This is a genomic window from Streptomyces sp. CNX435 (assembly GCF_059570575.1).
The window spans coordinates 12059-29586 of the sequence record NZ_JCANTA010000007.1 but is presented as its reverse complement, the minus strand read 5'-3'; the positions used below and the strand labels follow the sequence as shown (position 1 = coordinate 29586).

The window sequence follows — 17528 nt, the reverse complement described above, 5'->3', positions numbered from 1 at the left end:
AGATGCCGCGCAGTCTGAAAAAAGGGCCCTTCGTCGACGACCACCTCATGAAGAAGGTGCGCGCGCAGAACGAAGCAGGCACCAACGTCATCATGAAGAGCTGGTCCCGCCGCTCGATGGTCGTCCCGGAAATGCTGAACCACACGATCGCGGTGCACGACGGCAGGAAGCACGTACCGGTGTACATCACCGAGTCGATGGTCGGGCACAAGCTCGGCGAGTTCGCGCCTACCCGCACCTTCAAGGGCCACGTCAAGGACGACCGCAAGTCGCGTCGTCGCTGACCGGCGGAGTGCGAAGACCATGACTCACACCGAAGGGACAACCATGGAAGCCAGGGCCTCCGCGCGCTACGTGCGCGTCACGCCCATGAAGGCCCGCCGTGTGGTGGACCTCATCCGTGGCATGAACGCCACGGAGGCTCAGGCGGTCCTGCGTTTCGCCCCGCAGGCCGCGAGCGTGCCCGTCGGCAAGGTGCTGGACAGCGCCATCGCCAACGCGGCGCACAACTACGACCACACCGACGTCGACAGCCTCGTCATCACCGAGGCGTACGTCGACGAGGGCCCGACCTGGAAGCGGTTCCGGCCCCGCGCGCAGGGCCGGGCGTACCGGATCCGCAAGCGCACCAGCCACATCACGCTGGTCGTCGGCAGCAAGGAAGGGACCCGGTAATGGGCCAGAAGGTAAACCCGCACGGGTTCCGGCTCGGCATCACCACCGACTTCAAGTCGCGCTGGTATGCGGACAAGCTGTACAAGGACTACATCAAGGAAGACGTCGCCATCCGCCGGATGATGACGAAGGGCATGGAGCGCGCGGGCATCTCCAAGGTGGAGATCGAGCGCACCCGTGACCGCGTCCGCGTCGACATCCACACCGCCCGGCCGGGCATCGTCATCGGCCGCCGCGGCGCGGAGGCCGACCGGATCCGCGGCGAGCTGGAGAAGCTCACCGGCAAGCAGGTGCAGCTCAACATCCTTGAGGTCAAGAACCCCGAGACCGACGCGCAGCTCGTGGCGCAGGCCGTCGCCGAGCAGCTCTCCTCCCGCGTCTCCTTCCGCCGGGCCATGCGCAAGAGCATGCAGTCCGCGATGAAGGCGGGCGCCAAGGGGATCAAGATCCAGTGCGGCGGGCGGCTCGGCGGCGCCGAGATGTCCCGCTCGGAGTTCTACCGCGAGGGCCGTGTGCCCCTGCACACGCTGCGCGCCAACGTCGACTACGGCTTCTTCGAGGCCCGTACGACCTTCGGCCGCATCGGCGTGAAGGTCTGGATCTACAAGGGCGACGTGAAGAACATCGCCGAGGTCCGCGCCGAGAACGCCGCGGCCCGCGCCGGCAACCGCCCCTCCCGGGGTGGCGGCGGTGGCGGCGGCGGTGACCGCCCGCGTCGCGGCGGTGGTGAGCGCGGTGGCCGCGGCCGTCGTCCGCAGCGCGAGCAGCAGCAGGCTCCGGCTGCCGAGGCCCCCAAGGCCGAGGCCGCCCCCGCCGCTGCCGCTCCCGCCGAAAGCACCGGAACGGAGGGCTGACCCATGCTCATCCCTCGTAGGGTCAAGCACCGCAAGCAGCACCACCCGAAGCGCCGCGGTCTCGCCAAGGGCGGCACCGAGCTGGCGTTCGGCGACTACGGCATCCAGGCGGCCACGGCCGCGTACGTCACCAACCGGCAGATCGAGGCCGCGCGTATCGCCATGACGCGGCACATCAAGCGTGGCGGCAAGGTGTGGATCAACATCTACCCGGACCGCCCGCTGACCAAGAAGCCCGCCGAGACCCGCATGGGCTCCGGCAAGGGCTCGCCGGAGTGGTGGGTCGCGAACGTCAAGCCCGGGCGCGTGATGTTCGAGCTGTCGTACCCGAACGAGAAGACCGCTCGTGAGGCGCTGACCCGTGCGGCTCACAAGCTTCCGATGAAGTGCCGGATCGTCCGGCGCGAGGGTGGTGAGTCGTGATGGCCGCCGGTACCAAGGCGACCGAGCTGCGCGGGCTGTCCAACGATGACCTCGTGGAGAAGCTGCGCGAGGCCAAGGAAGAGCTGTTCAACCTCCGCTTCCAGGCGGCGACCGGACAGCTGGAGAACCACGGCCGGCTGAAGGCCGTCCGCAAGGACATCGCCCGGATCTACACCCTGATGCGGGAGCGCGAGCTCGGCATTGACACGGTGGAGAGCGCCTGATGAGCGAGACGAATGTGACCGAAGAGAACACGACCGCGCGCGGCTTCCGCAAGACCCGTGAGGGTCTCGTCGTCAGCGACAAGATGGACAAGACCGTCGTCGTCGCCGTCGAGGACCGCGTCAAGCACGCGCTGTACGGCAAGGTCATCCGCCGTACGAACAAGCTCAAGGCGCACGACGAGCAGAACAGCTGCGGCGTCGGCGACCGGGTCCTCCTCATGGAGACCCGGCCGCTGTCGGCGACCAAGCGCTGGCGCGTCGTCGAGATCCTCGAGAAGGCCAAGTAAGTACTCCTGGGGGGAGCCCCCAGGACGGTTCCGCCAGGCTCGGCGGGTCCCCTCGTACGAAGGGTCCCGCCGGGAACCGGCAGACGATCAGGAGATAGACGTGATCCAGCAGGAGTCGCGACTCAAGGTCGCCGACAACACGGGTGCGAAGGAGATTCTTTGCATCCGTGTGCTCGGCGGATCGGGCCGCCGCTACGCGGGAATCGGTGACGTCGTCGTCGCCACCGTCAAGGATGCGATCCCCGGTGGCAACGTGAAGAAGGGCGACGTCGTCAAGGCGGTCGTCGTGCGCACCGTCAAGGAGCGCCGCCGGCCGGACGGTTCGTACATCCGCTTCGACGAGAACGCCGCGGTCATCCTCAAAGCCGACGGCGACCCCCGCGGCACCCGTATCTTCGGCCCGGTCGGCCGTGAGCTGCGCGAGAAGAGGTTCATGAAGATCATCTCGCTCGCGCCGGAGGTGCTGTAACACATGAAGATCAAGAAGGGCGACCTGGTTCAGGTCATCACCGGCAAGGACAGGGGCAAGCAGGGCAAGGTCATCGCGGCCTTCCCGCGCGAGGACCGCGTCCTGGTCGAGGGTGTCAACCGGGTCAAGAAGCACACCAAGGCCGGCCAGACGGCCCGCGGGTCCAAGACCGGCGGGATCATCACGACCGAGGCCCCGATTCACGTCAGCAACGTTCAGCTGGTGGTGGAGAAGGACGGCCAGAAGGTCGTGACCCGGGTCGGCTACCGCTTCGACGACGAGGGCAACAAGATCCGCGTTGCCAAGCGGACGGGTGAGGACATCTGATGACTGCCACCACCACCGTCCCGCGCCTCAAGCAGCGCTACCGGGACGACATCCAGGCCAAGCTGAAGGACGAGTTCTCGTACGAGAACGTCATGCAGATCCCCGGCCTGACCAAGATCGTGGTCAACATGGGTGTGGGCGACGCCGCCCGCGACTCCAAGCTGATCGAGGGGGCCATCAAGGACCTCGCCACGATCACCGGCCAGAAGCCGTCCGTGACCAAGGCCCGGAAGTCCATCGCGCAGTTCAAGCTGCGCGAGGGCATGCCGATCGGCGCCCACGTCACGCTCCGCGGCGACCGGATGTGGGAGTTCCTCGACCGGCTGCTGTCGCTCGCGCTGCCGCGCATCCGCGACTTCCGCGGCCTGTCGCCGAAGCAGTTCGACGGCCGGGGCAACTACACCTTCGGTCTCACGGAGCAGGTCATGTTCCACGAGATCGACCCTGACAAGATCGACCGGGTCCGGGGCATGGACATCACCGTGGTCACCACGGCGAGCAACGACGACGAGGGCCGCGCCCTGCTTCGTCTCCTCGGCTTCCCGTTCAAGGAGGCATGAGGCGTGGCAAAGAAGGCTCTGATCGCGAAGGCGTCCCGTAAGCCGAAGTTCAAGGTGCGCGGTTACACGCGCTGCCAGCGCTGCGGCCGGCCGCACTCCGTATACCGCAAGTTCGGCCTGTGCCGCGTGTGCCTGCGTGAGATGGCGCACCGGGGCGAGCTGCCGGGCGTGACCAAGAGCTCCTGGTGATCCGCCGGATCACCGGGACGCTTTGACCGACTACTACGCCGAAGGTCCCCGCTCCACACCCGTCCTCGTACCGAGGGAGAGGGACGGAGCAGACAGGAAACCGCGGCGAGAGAGGCCGAAGGCCATCACATGACCATGACCGATCCGATCGCAGACATGCTGACCCGTCTGCGGAACGCGAACTCGGCTTACCACGACACCGTGGCGATGCCGCACAGCAAGATCAAGACGCACATCGCGGAGATCCTCCAGCAGGAGGGCTACATCAGCGGCTGGAAGACCGAGGAGGCCCGCGTGGGCCAGAGCCTCGTCCTGGAGCTGAAGTACGGCCCGAACCGCGAGCGCTCGATCGCCGGCATCAAGCGGATCTCCAAGCCGGGTCTGCGGGTCTACGCAAAGTCCACCAACCTGCCGAAGGTGCTCGGCGGCCTGGGCGTGGCGATCATCTCCACCTCCCACGGGCTGCTCACCGACAAGCAGGCTGGCAAGAAGGGCGTGGGCGGGGAAGTCCTCGCCTACGTCTGGTAACGGAAGGGAACGGAGGTAAAGCCATGTCGCGTATTGGCAAGCTGCCCATCCAGGTTCCCGCCGGCGTGGACGTCACCATCGATGGCCGTACGGTCAACGTGAAGGGCCCCAAGGGATCCCTCTCGCACACCGTGGTCGCGCCCATCGACGTCGCCCGCGGTGACGGCGGCACCATCGTCGTCAGCCGCCCGAACGACGAGCGTAAGAGCAGGGCCCTGCACGGCCTGTCGCGCACGCTGGTGGCGAACATGGTCACCGGTGTGACCCAGGGCTACGTGAAGAAGCTGGAGATCAGCGGCGTCGGCTACCGCGTCCAGGCCAAGGGCTCCAACCTGGAGTTCTCGCTGGGCTACAGCCACCCGATCCTCATCGAGGCCCCCGAGGGCATCACCTTCAAGGTCGAGAACCCGACGCACTTCAGCGTCGAGGGCATCGACAAGCAGAAGGTCGGCGAGGTCGCCGCGAAGATCCGGAAGCTGCGCAAGCCCGACCCGTACAAGGCCAAGGGCGTCAAGTACGAGGGCGAGTACATCCAGCGCAAGGTCGGAAAGGCGGGTAAGTAAGCCATGGCATACGGTGTGAAGATTGCCAAGGGCAGTGCCCGCAAGGCGGCCGCCGTCAAGCGCCGGCACATCCGGGTGCGGAAGAAGGTCTCCGGTACGCCGGACCGTCCGCGCCTGGTCGTGACCCGCTCGAACCGCCACATGGTCGCGCAGGTCGTCGACGACATCGCCGGCCACACGGTGGCCTCGGCCTCCTCGATGGACACGTCCATCCGCGGCGCCGAGGGCGACAAGACGGCGCAGGCCAAGCAGGTCGGCGCGCTGGTCGCCGAGCGGGCGAAGGCCGCCGGAGTCGAGGCCGTGGTGTTCGACCGCGGTGGCAACAAGTACGCCGGGCGCATTGCCGCTCTGGCCGACGCCGCCCGCGATGCCGGGCTGAAGTTCTGAGAGAGGAAGACCAATGGCTGGACCCCAGCGCCGCGGTGGCGGCGCCGGCGGCGGCGAGCGGCGGGACCGGAAGGGCCGGGACGGCGGCGCAGCCGCCGACAAGACCGCGTATGTTGAGCGCGTTGTCGCGATCAACCGAGTCGCCAAGGTTGTGAAGGGTGGTCGTCGCTTCAGCTTCACCGCGCTGGTCGTGGTGGGCGACGGTGACGGCACCGTGGGTGTCGGGTACGGGAAGGCCAAGGAGGTGCCGGCCGCCATCGCCAAGGGTGTGGAGGAGGCCAAGAAGCACTTCTTCAAGGTCCCCCGCATCCAGGGCACCATCCCGCACCCGATCCAGGGTGAGGAGGCCGCGGGTGTCGTGCTGCTGAAGCCGGCGTCGCCCGGTACCGGTGTGATCGCCGGTGGCCCGGTGCGTGCCGTGCTGGAGTGCGCGGGCATCCACGACGTGCTGAGCAAGTCGCTCGGCTCGTCCAACCCGATCAACATCGTGCACGCCACGGTGGCCGCACTGAAGGGCCTGCAGCGCCCCGAGGAGATCGCCGCCCGCCGTGGCCTGCCGCTGGAGGACGTGGCTCCCGCCGCGATGCTGCGGGCCCGTGCAGGGGTGAACGGCTGATGGCACGGCTGAAGATCACCCAGAGCAAGTCCTACATCGGGAGCAAGCAGAACCACCGGGACACGCTTCGTACGCTCGGCCTTCGCCGGCTGCACGACAGCGTGACCCGCGATGACAGTCCCCAGGTGCGCGGCATGGTGCACACCGTCCGCCACCTGGTGACGGTCGAGGAGGTCGACTGACATGGCCGCCAAGGACGTCAAAGATGCAGCGGAGCAGAAGCCGCTGAAGATCCACAACCTGCGGCCGGCCCCGGGCGCCAAGAAGCCGAAGACCCGTGTGGGTCGCGGCGAGGCGTCCAAGGGCAAGACCGCGGGCCGCGGCACCAAGGGCACGAAGGCCCGCTACCAGGTGCCGGAGCGCTTCGAGGGCGGGCAGATGCCGCTGCACATGCGGCTGCCGAAGCTCAAGGGCTTCAAGAACCCCGCCCGCAAGGTGTACCAGGTGGTGAACCTGGACAAGCTGGCCGAGCTGTACCCCGAGGGTGGCGAGGTCACGGTGTCCGACCTGGTCGCCAGGGGCGCGGTGCGCAAGAACGAGCTCGTGAAGGTGCTCGGCAACGGCGACGTCTCCGTGGCGCTGCAGGTGACCGTCGACAAGGTCTCCGGCTCCGCCCGTGAGAAGATCACCGCCGCCGGCGGCTCGGTCACCGAGCGCGCCTGAGCGTGACGAGCAGCCGGGGATGTCCCGCATGGGCATCCCCGGTTGGTCGTTCCACGGCAGCGGCACCCCCCGGTAAGGTGGCGTGCACTGTCTCTGCCCGCGCAGGTGTACGCCTGCACGGGGAGTGAACCGACCATCCGCTGAACAAATGACCCGTCAGCCCTCGTGATGAAGCATGGGGGCCGCAGGAGGCACCGTGCTCACCGCGTTCGCCCGGGCGTTCAAGACACCCGACCTGCGCAAGAAGCTGCTGTTCGTGCTGGGCATCATTGTGATCTACCGGCTCGGTTCGCAGATTCCCGTCCCCGGCACCGACTACCAGGCCGTGCAGCAATGCATGGACGAGGCCAACGCCAACCAGGGCCTGTTCGGCCTGGTCAACATGTTCAGCGGTGGGGCCCTCCTGCAGATCACCATCTTCGCGCTGGGGATCATGCCGTACATCACGGCGAGCATCATCCTGCAGCTGCTGACGGTGGTGATCCCGCGGCTGGAGGCCCTGAAGAAGGAGGGCCAGTCCGGCACCGCGAAGATCACACAGTACACGCGCTATCTGACCGTCGCCCTCGCCGTGCTGCAGGGCACCGGCCTGGTGGCCACGGCGCGCAGCGGCTCGCTCTTCCCGCAGTGTCAGGTCAACGACCAGATCATTCCCGACGACTCGATCTTCATCATCATCACGATGGTGATCTGCATGACGGCCGGCACCGCGGCGGTCATGTGGCTCGGTGAGCTGATCACCGACCGCGGCATCGGCAACGGCATGTCGATGCTGATGTTCATCTCGATCGCGGCCGGCTTCCCCGGCGCCCTGTGGAACATCAAGCAGTCCGGCAAGATCATCGATGGCTGGGGCGAGTTCGTCGTCGTCATCGCGCTCGGCCTGGCGATGGTCGGCCTGGTGGTCTTCGTCGAGCAGGCGCAGCGCCGGATCCCCGTGCAGTACGCGAAGCGCATGATCGGGCGCCGTTCCTACGGCGGCACCTCGACGTACATTCCGCTGAAGGTGAACCAGGCGGGTGTGATCCCGGTCATCTTCGCGTCCTCGCTGCTCTACATCCCCGCCCTGATCGTGCAGTTCACCAGCTCCACGTCCGGCTGGGCGCAGTGGATCGAGGAGAACTTCGTCACCGGCGACCACCCCGTCTACATCATCACGTACTTCCTCATGATCGTGTTCTTCGCGTTCTTCTACGTGGCGATCACGTTCAATCCCGAGGAGGTCGCCGACAACATGAAGAAGTACGGTGGCTTCATCCCGGGCATCCGGGCCGGCCGTCCCACCGCGGAGTACCTGAGCTTCGTACTCAACCGGATCACCTGGCCGGGCTCGCTCTATCTGGGTCTGATCGCGCTCGTGCCGACGGTGGCGTTGGTGCTGTTCAACGCGAACCAGAACTTCCCCTTCGGTGGTACGAGCATCCTCATCATCGTGGGTGTCGGCCTTGAGACGGTGAAGCAGATCGAGAGCAAGCTGCAGCAGCATCACTACGAAGGGTTCCTCCGCTGATGCGTATCGTCCTCGTCGGGCCTCCCGGTGCGGGCAAGGGCACGCAGGCCGCCCTGCTTGCCCAGAACCTCTCCATCCCGCACGTCTCCACCGGCGACCTCTTCCGTGCCAACATCAGCAAGGGCACGGAACTGGGCCGGCAGGCGAAGGCGTACATGGAGGCGGGCAACCTGGTGCCGGACGAGGTAACCGTGGGGATGGCCTGGGACCGGATGGAGCAGCCCGACGCCAGGGGCGGCTTCCTGCTGGACGGCTTCCCGCGGAACGTGGCGCAGGCGGTGTCCCTCGACGGGCTCCTGAAGGAGGCCGGTCTTGAGCTGGACGCCGTGCTCGACCTGGAGGTGCCGGAGGACGAGGTCGTCAAGCGCATCGCCGGCCGGCGGATCTGCCGCAACGACAGCAGCCACGTCTTCCACGTCACGTACTCCGCGCCGGAGCGCGAGGGCGTGTGCGACGTCTGCGGCGGCGAGCTGTACCAGCGCGACGACGACAACGAGGACACCGTCCGCCGGCGGCTGGAGGTCTACCACGAGGAGACCGAGCCGATCATCGACTACTTCAAGGCCCAGGGCCTGGTGACCACGATCTCGGCGCTCGGCTCCGTGGCCGAGGTCACCCGGCGGGCGATGGAGGCCCTGCCGGGCTAGGTCCCAGGTCCGGGCCGGGTCTCCGCAGACCGGTCCCGAGCCGCCGTCCGGCCTTCCGCCGGCTCCGCCCTGCGGGGGTGGGGCCGGCGAAGTCGTTCAGCGGTCCCCTGCGGGCGTCGTACGGACCTTTGTACGGGCCCGTGCCCGGCCGGCCGCGACGGGCCACGTATCGTGGACGGGAGTGTCCCTCGTCGGCCCAGGAGGCAGCAGCCGTCATGGTGGAGATCAAGGCTCCGGAACAGATCGCGAAGATGCGGGCCGCCGGCCTCGTCGTCGCGGCCATGCACCGGGCGTGCGCCGCCGCCGCCGTGCCCGGGGCCACCACGAAGGACCTCGACGAGATAGCCGCCAAGGTCCTCGCCGACCACGGCGCCAAGCCGAACTTCCTGGGGTACGGGGGCTTCCCCGGCAACATCTGCACGTCGGTCAACGACGTCGTCGTCCACGGCATCCCGGACCGCGCGACGGTGCTGCGCGAGGGCGACGTGATCTCCATCGACGCCGGCGCGATCGTCGACGGCTGGCACGCCGACGCGGCCATCACGGTCTTCGTGGGCTCCGGCCACGCGGCGGAGCTGCACGAGCTGAGCCGGGTGACGGAGGAGTCGATGTGGGCCGGCATCGCGGCCGTGCGCAAGGGCAACCGGCTCGTGGACATCTCCGCGGCCATCGAGGGCTACATCCGCCGCCAGCCGCGCCCGGCCGCCGGCAAGTACGGCATCGTCGAGGACTACGGGGGCCACGGCATCGGCTCGCAGATGCACATGGACCCGCACCTGCTGAACTACGTCGACAAGCGCCGCGGCCGCGGCCCGAAGCTGGTCCCCGGCTTCTGCATCGCGATCGAGCCGATGGTCAGCCTCGGCACCCCGCGCACCCACGTGCTGCCGGACGAGTGGACGGTCAAGACGGACGACGGCAGCTGGTCGAGCCACTGGGAGCACTCCGTGGCCCTCACCGAGGCCGGGCCGCTGGTGCTGACCGCTCCGGACGGCGGCCGGGAGAAGCTCGCGGGGTACGGGGTGACGGCGGCCCCGGATCCACTCGGCTGACGACCCGGGTCGCGCCGCGGTGCAGGTGGGCGCCACATGCTTAACGATCTTGCGGAGCGGGCACACTCTCGATTTCGCCTTTCCCGGGGCGGTCGCGTAGACTGACCAGTCGGTCCCCGTGCACTCGTGTGCCCCGGACCATCCAGGTAGCCGAATCCGGAAGGTGAAGCGCTCAAGCATGGCCAAAAAACAAGGGGCCATCGAGATCGAGGGCACCGTCGTCGAGTCTCTGCCGAACGCGATGTTCAAGGTGGAGCTCCAGAACGGGCACCAGGTCCTCGCGCACATCAGCGGCAAGATGCGGATGCACTACATCCGTATCCTTCCCGACGACAGGGTCGTGGTGGAGCTGTCTCCGTACGACCTGACGCGCGGACGGATCGTCTACCGCTACAAGTAGATCTTGCTCCGTCCCGCTCCCGTGGGGCGGGGCACCGACCCGGAGAACCTCCAGACACATGAAGGTCAAGCCGAGCGTCAAGAAGATCTGTGACAAGTGCAAGGTGATCCGCCGCCACGGCCGGGTCATGGTCATCTGCGAAAACCTGCGCCACAAGCAGCGCCAGGGCTGACGTACGCCGACCTGATCCACCACCTCGCACCGCTCGCAGCTCATCGCGCGACGCAACAAGCGAACAAATGAAGAAGCAGCTACCCGACCCCCACGAACGTGTGTGGGACGACACCCCCGGCTCGGAGGCCGGGGACCCGGCTCGTAGCGAACTACGGGAACGGTGCTGCGGAAGACCTCCGACAAGACACAGGAGCCTTGAATGGCACGCGTTGCAGGTGTCGACATCCCACGCGAGAAGCGCGTGGAGGTCGCCCTCACCTACGTGTTCGGCATCGGCCGGACGCTCTCCCAGCAGACGCTGGCCGCGACCGGGGTGAGCCCCGACACCCGCGTCCGCGATCTGACCGAGGAAGAGCTCGTCAAGATCCGCGAGTTCGTGGACAACAACCTCAGGACCGAGGGTGACCTCCGCCGCGAGATCCAGGCGGACATCCGGCGCAAGGTCGAGATCGGCTGCTACCAGGGTCGGCGGCACCGCAGCGGCCTGCCCGTACACGGCCAGCGCACCTCCACCAACGCCCGCACCCGCAAGGGTCCGCGTCGCGCCATCGCCGGCAAGAAGAAGCCGGGCAAGAAGTAGTCCGCAGCGGTCCGCTCTGTGCGCCCGCATCGCTGCAGGACCGACCACCTCCACGGGAGATAGCACCGAATGCCTCCGAAGAGCCGAGCGGCCGGGGCCAAGAAGGTCCGCCGCAAGGAAAAGAAGAACGTGGCCCATGGCCACGCCCACATCAAAAGCACGTTCAACAACACGATCATCACGATCACCGACCCGTCCGGGAACGTGATCTCGTGGGCCTCTGCCGGCCATGTCGGCTTCAAGGGCTCGCGCAAGTCGACGCCCTTCGCCGCCCAGATGGCCGCCGAGTCCGCCGCCCGCCGCGCCCAGGAGCACGGCATGCGCAAGGTCGACGTCTTCGTGAAGGGTCCCGGCTCCGGCCGCGAGACCGCGATCCGCTCCCTCCAGGCCACCGGCCTTGAGGTCGGATCCATCCAGGACGTCACACCCACCCCGCACAACGGCTGCCGCCCGCCGAAGCGCCGCCGGGTCTGAGAAAAGCGAAGTAGGAGACGACAAGACATGGCGCGTTACACCGGGGCCGACTGCAAGCGTTGCCGTCGGGAGAAGCAGAAGCTCTTCCTCAAGGGAGCCAAGTGCGAGAGCGCTAAGTGCCCGATCGAGATCCGTCCTTACCCCCCGGGTGAGCACGGGCGCGGGCGCACCAAGGACAGCGAGTACCTGCTGCAGAAGCGCGAGAAGCAGAAGTGCGCGCGCATCTACGGGGTGCTGGAGAAGCAGTTCCGCGGTTACTACAACGAGGCCAACCGGCAGTCCGGCAAGACCGGCGAGAACCTGCTGCGCATCCTCGAAACGCGGCTGGACAACGTGGTCTACCGGGCCGGCTTCGCCAAGTCCCGCGACCACGCCCGCCAGCTGGTCCGGCACGGCCACATCACGGTCAACGGGCGCAAGACCGACATCCCGTCGGCCCGCGTCGTGCCGAACGACATCATCGAGGTCCGTGACTCCTCCCGGAACCTGACCCCCTTCCAGGTGGCGCAGGCGGAGGCCGGCGACAAGACCGTTCCGGCGTGGCTGGAGTCGATCCCGTCGAAGCTGCGGATCCTCGTGCACAGCCTGCCCGAGCGCCAGGTGATCGACACCCAGGTGCAGGAGCAGCTCATCGTCGAGCTCTACTCGAAGTAATCCGAGCAGTGGCTCGCGGGTACGGGCGGGGCTTGCGCTCCGCCCGTACCCTGGTCAGTACAGCGGACGTCATATAGCGGGCGTCCACGACTGTAAGGAAACACACCATGCTGATCGCTCAGCGTCCCTCTCTCACCGAAGAGGTCGTCGAGGAATTCCGCTCCCGGTTCGTCATCGAGCCGCTGGAGCCCGGCTTCGGCTACACCCTCGGCAACTCCCTCCGCCGTACGCTCCTCTCCTCGATCCCGGGTGCAGCTGTCACCAACATCCGGATCGACGGTGTCCTGCACGAGTTCACCACCGTGCCGGGCGTCAAGGAGGACGTCACCGACGTCATCCTCAACATCAAGCAGCTCGTCATCTCCTCCGAGCACGACGAGCCCGTCGTGATGTACCTGCGCAAGCAGGGCCCGGGCGTGGTGACCGCCGCCGACATCGCCCCGCCGGCCGGCGTCGAGGTGCACAACCCGGACCTGGTCCTGGCCACGCTGAACGGCAAGGGCAAGCTGGAGATGGAGCTGACCGTCGAGCGCGGTCGCGGCTACGTCTCCGCCGTGCAGAACAAGCAGGTCGGCCAGGAGATCGGCCGGATCCCGGTCGACTCCATCTACTCGCCGGTGCTCAAGGTCAGCTACAAGGTCGAGGCGACCCGTGTCGAGCAGCGCACCGACTTCGACAAGCTGATCGTCGACATCGAGACCAAGCCGTGCATGCGCCCGCGCGACGCGGTGGCCTCCGCCGGCAAGACCCTGGTCGAGCTGTTCGGCCTCGCCCGCGAGCTGAACATCGACGCCGAGGGCATCGACATGGGCCCGTCCCCGACGGACGCCGCCCTGGCCGCGGACCTGGCGCTGCCGATCGAGGAGCTGGAGCTCACGGTCCGCTCGTACAACTGCCTCAAGCGTGAGGGCATCCACTCGGTGGGCGAGCTGGTGGCCCGCTCCGAGGCGGACCTCCTCGACATCCGCAACTTCGGCGCCAAGTCGATCGACGAGGTCAAGGCGAAGCTGGCCGGCATGGGCCTGGCCCTGAAGGACAGCCCGCCCGGATTCGACCCGACCTCGGCCGCCGACACCTTCGGCGCCGAGGACGACGCCGACGCGGGCTTCGTCGAGACCGAGCAGTACTGAGTCATACGGTCATACGTCCCGGGGGGATCCCGCCCCCCGGGACCCCGATCACCGGTACCTGACACGGCCGGTGCGGTAAAGGAGAAACACCATGCCGAAGCCCACCAAGGGCGCCCGTCTGGGCGGCGGCGCCGCGCACGAGCGCGCCATGCTGCGGAACCTGGCCACCGCTCTCTTCGAGCACGGTCGCATCACGACGACCGAGGCCAAGGCCCGCCGGCTGCGTCCGTACGCGGAGCGTCTGGTGACCAAGGCGAAGAAGGGCGACCTGCACAACCGCCGGCAGGTCATGCAGCTGATCTCGGACAAGAGCGTCGTGCACACGCTGTTCACCGAGATTGGTCCGCGGTACGAGAACCGGCCGGGCGGCTACACCCGGATCACCAAGATCGGCAACCGTCGCGGCGACAACGCCAAGATGGCGGTCATCGAGCTGGTCGAGGCGCTCACCGTGCAGCAGGAGGCGGTCGGCGAGGCCGAGGCGGCGGCGAAGCGCTCCGCGAAGGACGTGGCGGGCGACGAGGCGGCGGCGGGCCTGAAGAAGGACGCGGCGGAGGAGGCGGCGGAGGCCGCGGACACCGCCGAGGACGTCGAGGTCGTCGAGGACGCCAAGCCGGAGGCTGAGGCTGCTGAGTCCGAGGCCGCTGAGTCCGAGGCTGCTGAAGGCAAGGACGCCAAGGACGCCTGACGCGCGATTCGTGCATGTCGACGGGCCCGTTCCCCTGGGGAGCGGGCCCGTCGCGCTGGGAGGAACTGGGCAGTGAGTGACGAGGTGGCGGCCGGCTTCGTACGGGTGCGGCTGGACCTGTCGTACGACGGAAGCGGCTTCTCCGGCTGGGCGCGGCAGCGCGAGGGGCAGCGGACCGTGCAGGAGGAGCTGGAGAGCGCGCTGCAGGTCGTCCTGCGGCAGCCCATGCCGTACGAGCTGACGGTGGCCGGGCGCACGGACGCGGGGGTGCACGCGCGGGGGCAGGTGGCGCACGTCGACCTGCCGGCGGAGGTGTGGGCGGGGCCGGGGACGGCGGGGTCGCGGGGGGCGCCGGGTGGGCCGGGCGGGCCGGGGGAGCTGCTGCTGCGGCGGCTCGCGGGGCGGCTGCCGCACGATGTGCGGGTGTGGCGGGTGGCGGAGGCGCCGCCGCACTTCAACGCCCGGTTCTCGGCGATCTGGCGGCGCTACGCGTACCGGGTGGGCGACGACCCCGGCGGCGTCGACCCGCTGCTGCGCGGCCACGTGCTGTGGCACAACCGGCCGCTGGACGCCGACGCGATGAACGCGGCGGCGGAGCGGCTGCTCGGGGAGCACGACTTCGCGGCGTTCTGCAAGCGGCGTACGGGGGCGACGACGATCCGGCGGCTGCTGGAGCTGCGCTGGGAGCGGCGGGCGGACGGGCTGCTGGAGGCGACGGTGAAGGCGGACGCCTTCTGCCACAACATGGTGCGGGCGCTGGTCGGCGCGATGCTTTTCGTCGGCGACGGGCACCGGGAGCCGGAGTGGGTGGGGCGGGTGCTGGGGGCGGCGGTGCGGGATTCGGCGGTGCAGGTCGTGCGGCCGCACGGGCTGACGCTGGAGGAGGTGGGGTATCCGGTGCCGGGGGAGCTGGCGGCCCGTAATCGGGCATCGCAGCGACTGCGGACGCTGGGCACGGGCTAGGGGGCCGTTCCCCGATCCCTCCCCCTACGCCCTGCGGGCGTGGGGGCACCCCCACTTCCCGAAACCGGGGGCTGCGCCCCCGGGCCCCCGTCGCGCGTGGCTGCGCGTGGTTCGGGAGGCTCGCGCCCCCGGGCCCCCGGGCCCCCGGGCCCCCGTCGCGCGCGGCTGCGCGCGAACTCGGGGGCTCCGCCCCCGGCCCCCTGGGCCGCGTGGCGCACCGGGTGAGTGCAGTCCCCGGTCCCGCCCGTCCCCGAGATCGGGGGCTCCGCCCCCGGGACCCGTCGCGCGCGACTGCGCCCGATCCCCGGGGCTCCGCCCCGGGATCCGTGGCCCGCGAGCTGCGCCGCGGGGCCCCCTGACCCCCGGTCCGCGAGCTGCGCCGCGGGACCCCCGGGCCGGCTGCTCGCCTCCGGAACCCGCGCTGCGAGGCTTCACCCCTGCGTCCCGCCGCGCCGCCGCGTGCTTGCGGTCCGCCCCCCGCCGGGTGACGTACCCTCGCGGCGCCGTGTGGCATGGCCCTACCCGGACCGCGCGTGGGTTGGGTGGGACCTATGCGTCTCAAGGCCGTCCTCTGCGTCCTCCTCCTCGCCCTCGTCGCCGGCTGTGCCTCCGGGGCTGCCCAGCCCGGCCGAGAGGGCACCCGCTGCGACACAGCCGCCGACTGCCTCTCCCGCATGACCCTCGCCGAGAAGGCCGGGCAGATGATCCAGCTCCAGAACGCCTTCCTCGACGACCCCCGCGACCTCGCCCGCCTCGGCATCGGCGCCATGCTCAGCGCCGGCGACGACGGCGGCCCGCGCGGCGGGGGCGACGACGCCGCCGCGTGGGCCGGCATGGTCGAGGGCTACCAGCGCGCCGCCCTGCGCAGCAGGCTCGGCATCCCGCTCCTCTACGGCGCCGACGCCGTGCACGGCATGAGCGGCATCACCGGGTCCGTGATCTTCCCGCACCACATCGGCATGGGCGCCACCCGCGACCCCGCCCTCGTGGAGCGCGCCGAGCGGGTCGCGCGGGACGAGACCCTCGGCGCCGGGGTGCGGTGGGCGTTCACGCCGTGCGTGTGCGTGCCGCAGGACGTGCGGTGGGGGCGTACGTACGAGGGATACGCCGAGGATCCCGGCGTCGTGGGGCGGCTCGGCGCCGCCTCCGTGCGGGGGTTGCAAGGGCGCGCGCTCGGCCCCCGCTCCGTGCTGGCCACCGCCAAGCACTTCGTCGGCGACGGCGGCACCGCGTACGGCAGTGCCACCGGCGAGGGACGCCTGCTCGACCAGGGCGACGTACGGGTCGGAGAGGCCGAGCTGCGCAGGGTGCACCTCGCGCCGTACCGCGACGCCGTCGCGGCCGGCGTCGGCTCCGTCATGGCCGGCTACAGCAGCGTCCACGGCGTCAGGACGCACGGCGACCGGCGGCTGCTCACCGGCGTGCTCAAGGGCGAGCTGGCCTTCGACGGCTTCGTCGTCAGCGACTACGACGCCGTGCAGCAGCTCCCCGGCAAGGACCTGGCGGCACAGGTCGCGCGCGCGGTCAACGCCGGGCTCGACATGATCATGGTCTCGAAAGACTCTCGCGGCGTGCACCGGGCGATCACCGACGGCGTGCGGGAGGGGCGGATTCCGCGGGGACGCGTCGACGACGCCGTACGCCGCATCCTGGACGCCAAAGAGCGCCTCGGGCTCTTCGACGATCCGTTCACCGACCCCGCCCTGACCGCCGAGGTCGGCTCGCCCCGCCACCGGGCGGTGGCGCGGGAGGCGGTACGGGCCTCGCAGGTGCTGCTCCGCAACGAGGGCGGCGCCCTGCCGCTGCCGCGCAGCGGCTCGTACCGCATCGTCGTCGGCGGCAACGGCGCGGACGACCTGGGGCGGCAGCTCGGCGGCTGGTCGGTCGGCTGGCAGGGCGGCACGGGGCGGACGACGGAGGGGACGACGTTCCTGCAGGCGCTGCGGCGGGCGACGGCCGGGACGGACATCGAGGTGGCGACCGAGGGGCGGGGCGACGTCGGGATCTGGGTGGGCGGCGAGGACCCGTACGCGGAGTGGTTCGGCGACTCCGGGACGCTGGCGCTGGGGGAGCGGAACGAGGCGGATCTCGCGGACGTGTGCGGGCGCGCGAAGACGTGCGTGGGGGTGCTGTACTCCGGGCGGCCGGTGGTGCTGGGGGACGCACTGGAGCGGACGGACGCCTTCGTGGCGGCGTGGCTGCCGGGGACGGAGGCGCGGGGGATCACGGACGCGCTGTTCGGGGCGGGGTTCAGCGGGCGGCTGCCGGTGACGTGGCCGCGCCGGGCGGCGGACGCGGCGGTGTCGCGCGAGCCGGGGGCGGACCCTCTGTTCCGGTACGGGTACGGGCGCCGGCCGTACTGAGGGCGGGTGGTCGGGTGCGCGGTGCGGGTGCGGTTTCCGCGCGCGGGCGCCCGCGCGGCGTACGGCCCGGGCTTGCGCCCTGCGTCCCGTACGGGCCCGTCCGCGCGTGGGGTCCGTACGGCCCGGGC

At 69.6% G+C, this 17528-nt stretch carries 28 protein-coding genes; all 28 read left to right on the top strand.

The features are described 5' to 3' along the window. The first annotated feature begins 2 nt into the window (after positions 1-2). The 28 genes from rpsS to T328_RS14260 all read left to right on the top strand — a co-directional run bounded on the left by rpsS (position 3) and on the right by T328_RS14260 (position 17400). Positions 3-284 (top strand): 30S ribosomal protein S19, encoded by a 282-nt coding sequence (rpsS, locus tag T328_RS14395; RefSeq protein ID WP_496496418.1) that lies wholly within the window; start codon positions 3-5, stop codon positions 282-284. A 43-nt stretch (positions 285-327) separates the two neighbouring features. Then, a complete protein-coding gene (rplV, locus tag T328_RS14390; protein ID WP_496496417.1) occupies positions 328-675 on the top strand; it encodes a 50S ribosomal protein L22 in 348 nt (115 codons plus the stop codon). Then, positions 675-1529 (top strand): 30S ribosomal protein S3, encoded by an 855-nt coding sequence (gene rpsC, locus T328_RS14385; protein WP_496496416.1) that lies wholly within the window; start codon positions 675-677, stop codon positions 1527-1529. The genes rplV and rpsC overlap by 1 nt, the downstream gene beginning before the upstream one ends. Before the next feature lie 3 nt (positions 1530-1532). Then, entirely contained in the window at positions 1533-1952 is a 420-nt protein-coding gene (rplP, locus tag T328_RS14380; protein WP_027754754.1) for a 50S ribosomal protein L16, read from the top strand. Next, positions 1952-2176, top strand: coding sequence for a 50S ribosomal protein L29 (gene rpmC / locus T328_RS14375; RefSeq protein ID WP_281622657.1), 225 nt, complete (start codon positions 1952-1954; stop codon positions 2174-2176). Before rplP ends, rpmC begins: the two co-directional genes overlap by 1 nt. After that, positions 2176-2463 (top strand): 30S ribosomal protein S17, encoded by a 288-nt coding sequence (gene rpsQ / locus T328_RS14370; RefSeq protein WP_496496415.1) that lies wholly within the window; start codon positions 2176-2178, stop codon positions 2461-2463. Before rpmC ends, rpsQ begins: the two co-directional genes overlap by 1 nt. Before the next feature lie 100 nt (positions 2464-2563). Next, on the top strand, positions 2564-2932 hold the full coding sequence (rplN, locus tag T328_RS14365; protein ID WP_018834838.1) for a 50S ribosomal protein L14: 369 nt from the start codon (positions 2564-2566) through the stop codon (positions 2930-2932). A gap of 3 nt (positions 2933-2935) precedes the next feature. Next, positions 2936-3259, top strand: coding sequence for a 50S ribosomal protein L24 (gene rplX / locus T328_RS14360; protein WP_027754750.1), 324 nt, complete (start codon positions 2936-2938; stop codon positions 3257-3259). After that, positions 3259-3819, top strand: coding sequence for a 50S ribosomal protein L5 (rplE, locus tag T328_RS14355; RefSeq protein ID WP_496496414.1), 561 nt, complete (start codon positions 3259-3261; stop codon positions 3817-3819). Before rplX ends, rplE begins: the two co-directional genes overlap by 1 nt. A 3-nt stretch (positions 3820-3822) precedes the next feature. Next, positions 3823-4008: a type Z 30S ribosomal protein S14 gene (locus tag T328_RS14350; RefSeq protein ID WP_027754748.1), complete on the top strand. Its 186-nt coding sequence runs from the start codon at positions 3823-3825 to the stop codon at positions 4006-4008. Between the two features lie 129 nt (positions 4009-4137). Continuing rightward, positions 4138-4536: a 30S ribosomal protein S8 gene (gene rpsH, locus T328_RS14345; protein WP_027754747.1), complete on the top strand. Its 399-nt coding sequence runs from the start codon at positions 4138-4140 to the stop codon at positions 4534-4536. A gap of 23 nt (positions 4537-4559) precedes the next feature. Then, a complete protein-coding gene (gene rplF, locus T328_RS14340) occupies positions 4560-5099 on the top strand; it encodes a 50S ribosomal protein L6 (protein WP_496496413.1) in 540 nt (179 codons plus the stop codon). Between the two features lie 3 nt (positions 5100-5102). Beyond that, positions 5103-5486, top strand: a complete 384-nt coding sequence (rplR, locus tag T328_RS14335) for a 50S ribosomal protein L18 (protein ID WP_496496412.1) — start codon at positions 5103-5105, stop codon at positions 5484-5486. A 13-nt stretch (positions 5487-5499) separates the two neighbouring features. Further along, a complete protein-coding gene (gene rpsE, locus T328_RS14330) occupies positions 5500-6102 on the top strand; it encodes a 30S ribosomal protein S5 (protein ID WP_496496411.1) in 603 nt (200 codons plus the stop codon). Beyond that, entirely contained in the window at positions 6102-6284 is a 183-nt protein-coding gene (gene rpmD / locus T328_RS14325) for a 50S ribosomal protein L30 (RefSeq protein WP_496496410.1), read from the top strand. Before rpsE ends, rpmD begins: the two co-directional genes overlap by 1 nt. A gap of 1 nt (position 6285) precedes the next feature. Beyond that, the gene (rplO, locus tag T328_RS14320; protein ID WP_496496409.1) at positions 6286-6765 is read left to right on the top strand and encodes a 50S ribosomal protein L15; all 480 of its coding nucleotides are present in this window, start codon (positions 6286-6288) and stop codon (positions 6763-6765) included. A 196-nt stretch (positions 6766-6961) separates the two neighbouring features. Further along, on the top strand, positions 6962-8275 hold the full coding sequence (gene secY, locus T328_RS14315; RefSeq protein WP_496496408.1) for a preprotein translocase subunit SecY: 1314 nt from the start codon (positions 6962-6964) through the stop codon (positions 8273-8275). Further along, positions 8275-8922, top strand: coding sequence for an adenylate kinase (locus T328_RS14310; protein WP_496496407.1), 648 nt, complete (start codon positions 8275-8277; stop codon positions 8920-8922). The genes secY and T328_RS14310 overlap by 1 nt, the downstream gene beginning before the upstream one ends. A gap of 215 nt (positions 8923-9137) precedes the next feature. Beyond that, positions 9138-9974, top strand: coding sequence for a type I methionyl aminopeptidase (gene map, locus T328_RS14305; protein WP_496496406.1), 837 nt, complete (start codon positions 9138-9140; stop codon positions 9972-9974). 178 nt (positions 9975-10152) lie between these two features. Continuing rightward, complete coding sequence (gene infA, locus T328_RS14300) at positions 10153-10374, top strand: translation initiation factor IF-1 (RefSeq protein ID WP_003948620.1); 222 nt, start codon at positions 10153-10155, stop codon at positions 10372-10374. A 58-nt stretch (positions 10375-10432) separates the two neighbouring features. Further along, complete coding sequence (gene rpmJ / locus T328_RS14295) at positions 10433-10546, top strand: 50S ribosomal protein L36 (RefSeq protein ID WP_009740505.1); 114 nt, start codon at positions 10433-10435, stop codon at positions 10544-10546. Between the two features lie 201 nt (positions 10547-10747). After that, complete coding sequence (gene rpsM, locus T328_RS14290; protein WP_496496405.1) at positions 10748-11128, top strand: 30S ribosomal protein S13; 381 nt, start codon at positions 10748-10750, stop codon at positions 11126-11128. A 69-nt stretch (positions 11129-11197) separates the two neighbouring features. Next, complete coding sequence (gene rpsK, locus T328_RS14285) at positions 11198-11602, top strand: 30S ribosomal protein S11 (protein ID WP_496496404.1); 405 nt, start codon at positions 11198-11200, stop codon at positions 11600-11602. A gap of 27 nt (positions 11603-11629) precedes the next feature. After that, the gene (gene rpsD, locus T328_RS14280) at positions 11630-12256 is read left to right on the top strand and encodes a 30S ribosomal protein S4 (RefSeq protein ID WP_496496403.1); all 627 of its coding nucleotides are present in this window, start codon (positions 11630-11632) and stop codon (positions 12254-12256) included. A 107-nt stretch (positions 12257-12363) separates the two neighbouring features. Beyond that, positions 12364-13386: a DNA-directed RNA polymerase subunit alpha gene (locus T328_RS14275; protein ID WP_496496402.1), complete on the top strand. Its 1023-nt coding sequence runs from the start codon at positions 12364-12366 to the stop codon at positions 13384-13386. Positions 13387-13477: 91 nt separating this feature from the next. Further along, on the top strand, positions 13478-14074 hold the full coding sequence (rplQ, locus tag T328_RS14270; protein ID WP_496496401.1) for a 50S ribosomal protein L17: 597 nt from the start codon (positions 13478-13480) through the stop codon (positions 14072-14074). 72 nt (positions 14075-14146) lie between these two features. Then, positions 14147-15037, top strand: coding sequence for a tRNA pseudouridine(38-40) synthase TruA (gene truA / locus T328_RS14265; RefSeq protein ID WP_496496400.1), 891 nt, complete (start codon positions 14147-14149; stop codon positions 15035-15037). A 551-nt stretch (positions 15038-15588) separates the two neighbouring features. Beyond that, positions 15589-17400: a glycoside hydrolase family 3 protein gene (locus T328_RS14260; RefSeq protein WP_496496399.1), complete on the top strand. Its 1812-nt coding sequence runs from the start codon at positions 15589-15591 to the stop codon at positions 17398-17400. Positions 17401-17528 lie beyond the last annotated feature (128 nt).

Coding starts and splice junctions, on each gene's coding strand:
- rpsS (WP_496496418.1), top strand. CDS start 3: ATGCCGCGCAGTCTGAAAAAAGGGCCCTTCGTCGACGACCACCTCATG.
- rplV (WP_496496417.1), top strand. CDS start 328: ATGGAAGCCAGGGCCTCCGCGCGCTACGTGCGCGTCACGCCCATGAAG.
- rpsC (WP_496496416.1), top strand. CDS start 675: ATGGGCCAGAAGGTAAACCCGCACGGGTTCCGGCTCGGCATCACCACC.
- rplP (WP_027754754.1), top strand. CDS start 1,533: ATGCTCATCCCTCGTAGGGTCAAGCACCGCAAGCAGCACCACCCGAAG.
- rpmC (WP_281622657.1), top strand. CDS start 1,952: ATGGCCGCCGGTACCAAGGCGACCGAGCTGCGCGGGCTGTCCAACGAT.
- rpsQ (WP_496496415.1), top strand. CDS start 2,176: ATGAGCGAGACGAATGTGACCGAAGAGAACACGACCGCGCGCGGCTTC.
- rplX (WP_027754750.1), top strand. CDS start 2,936: ATGAAGATCAAGAAGGGCGACCTGGTTCAGGTCATCACCGGCAAGGAC.
- rplE (WP_496496414.1), top strand. CDS start 3,259: ATGACTGCCACCACCACCGTCCCGCGCCTCAAGCAGCGCTACCGGGAC.
- rpsH (WP_027754747.1), top strand. CDS start 4,138: ATGACCATGACCGATCCGATCGCAGACATGCTGACCCGTCTGCGGAAC.
- rplF (WP_496496413.1), top strand. CDS start 4,560: ATGTCGCGTATTGGCAAGCTGCCCATCCAGGTTCCCGCCGGCGTGGAC.
- rplR (WP_496496412.1), top strand. CDS start 5,103: ATGGCATACGGTGTGAAGATTGCCAAGGGCAGTGCCCGCAAGGCGGCC.
- rpsE (WP_496496411.1), top strand. CDS start 5,500: ATGGCTGGACCCCAGCGCCGCGGTGGCGGCGCCGGCGGCGGCGAGCGG.
- rpmD (WP_496496410.1), top strand. CDS start 6,102: ATGGCACGGCTGAAGATCACCCAGAGCAAGTCCTACATCGGGAGCAAG.
- rplO (WP_496496409.1), top strand. CDS start 6,286: ATGGCCGCCAAGGACGTCAAAGATGCAGCGGAGCAGAAGCCGCTGAAG.
- T328_RS14310 (WP_496496407.1), top strand. CDS start 8,275: ATGCGTATCGTCCTCGTCGGGCCTCCCGGTGCGGGCAAGGGCACGCAG.
- map (WP_496496406.1), top strand. CDS start 9,138: ATGGTGGAGATCAAGGCTCCGGAACAGATCGCGAAGATGCGGGCCGCC.
- infA (WP_003948620.1), top strand. CDS start 10,153: ATGGCCAAAAAACAAGGGGCCATCGAGATCGAGGGCACCGTCGTCGAG.
- rpmJ (WP_009740505.1), top strand. CDS start 10,433: ATGAAGGTCAAGCCGAGCGTCAAGAAGATCTGTGACAAGTGCAAGGTG.
- rpsM (WP_496496405.1), top strand. CDS start 10,748: ATGGCACGCGTTGCAGGTGTCGACATCCCACGCGAGAAGCGCGTGGAG.
- rpsK (WP_496496404.1), top strand. CDS start 11,198: ATGCCTCCGAAGAGCCGAGCGGCCGGGGCCAAGAAGGTCCGCCGCAAG.
- rpsD (WP_496496403.1), top strand. CDS start 11,630: ATGGCGCGTTACACCGGGGCCGACTGCAAGCGTTGCCGTCGGGAGAAG.
- T328_RS14275 (WP_496496402.1), top strand. CDS start 12,364: ATGCTGATCGCTCAGCGTCCCTCTCTCACCGAAGAGGTCGTCGAGGAA.
- rplQ (WP_496496401.1), top strand. CDS start 13,478: ATGCCGAAGCCCACCAAGGGCGCCCGTCTGGGCGGCGGCGCCGCGCAC.
- T328_RS14260 (WP_496496399.1), top strand. CDS start 15,589: ATGCGTCTCAAGGCCGTCCTCTGCGTCCTCCTCCTCGCCCTCGTCGCC.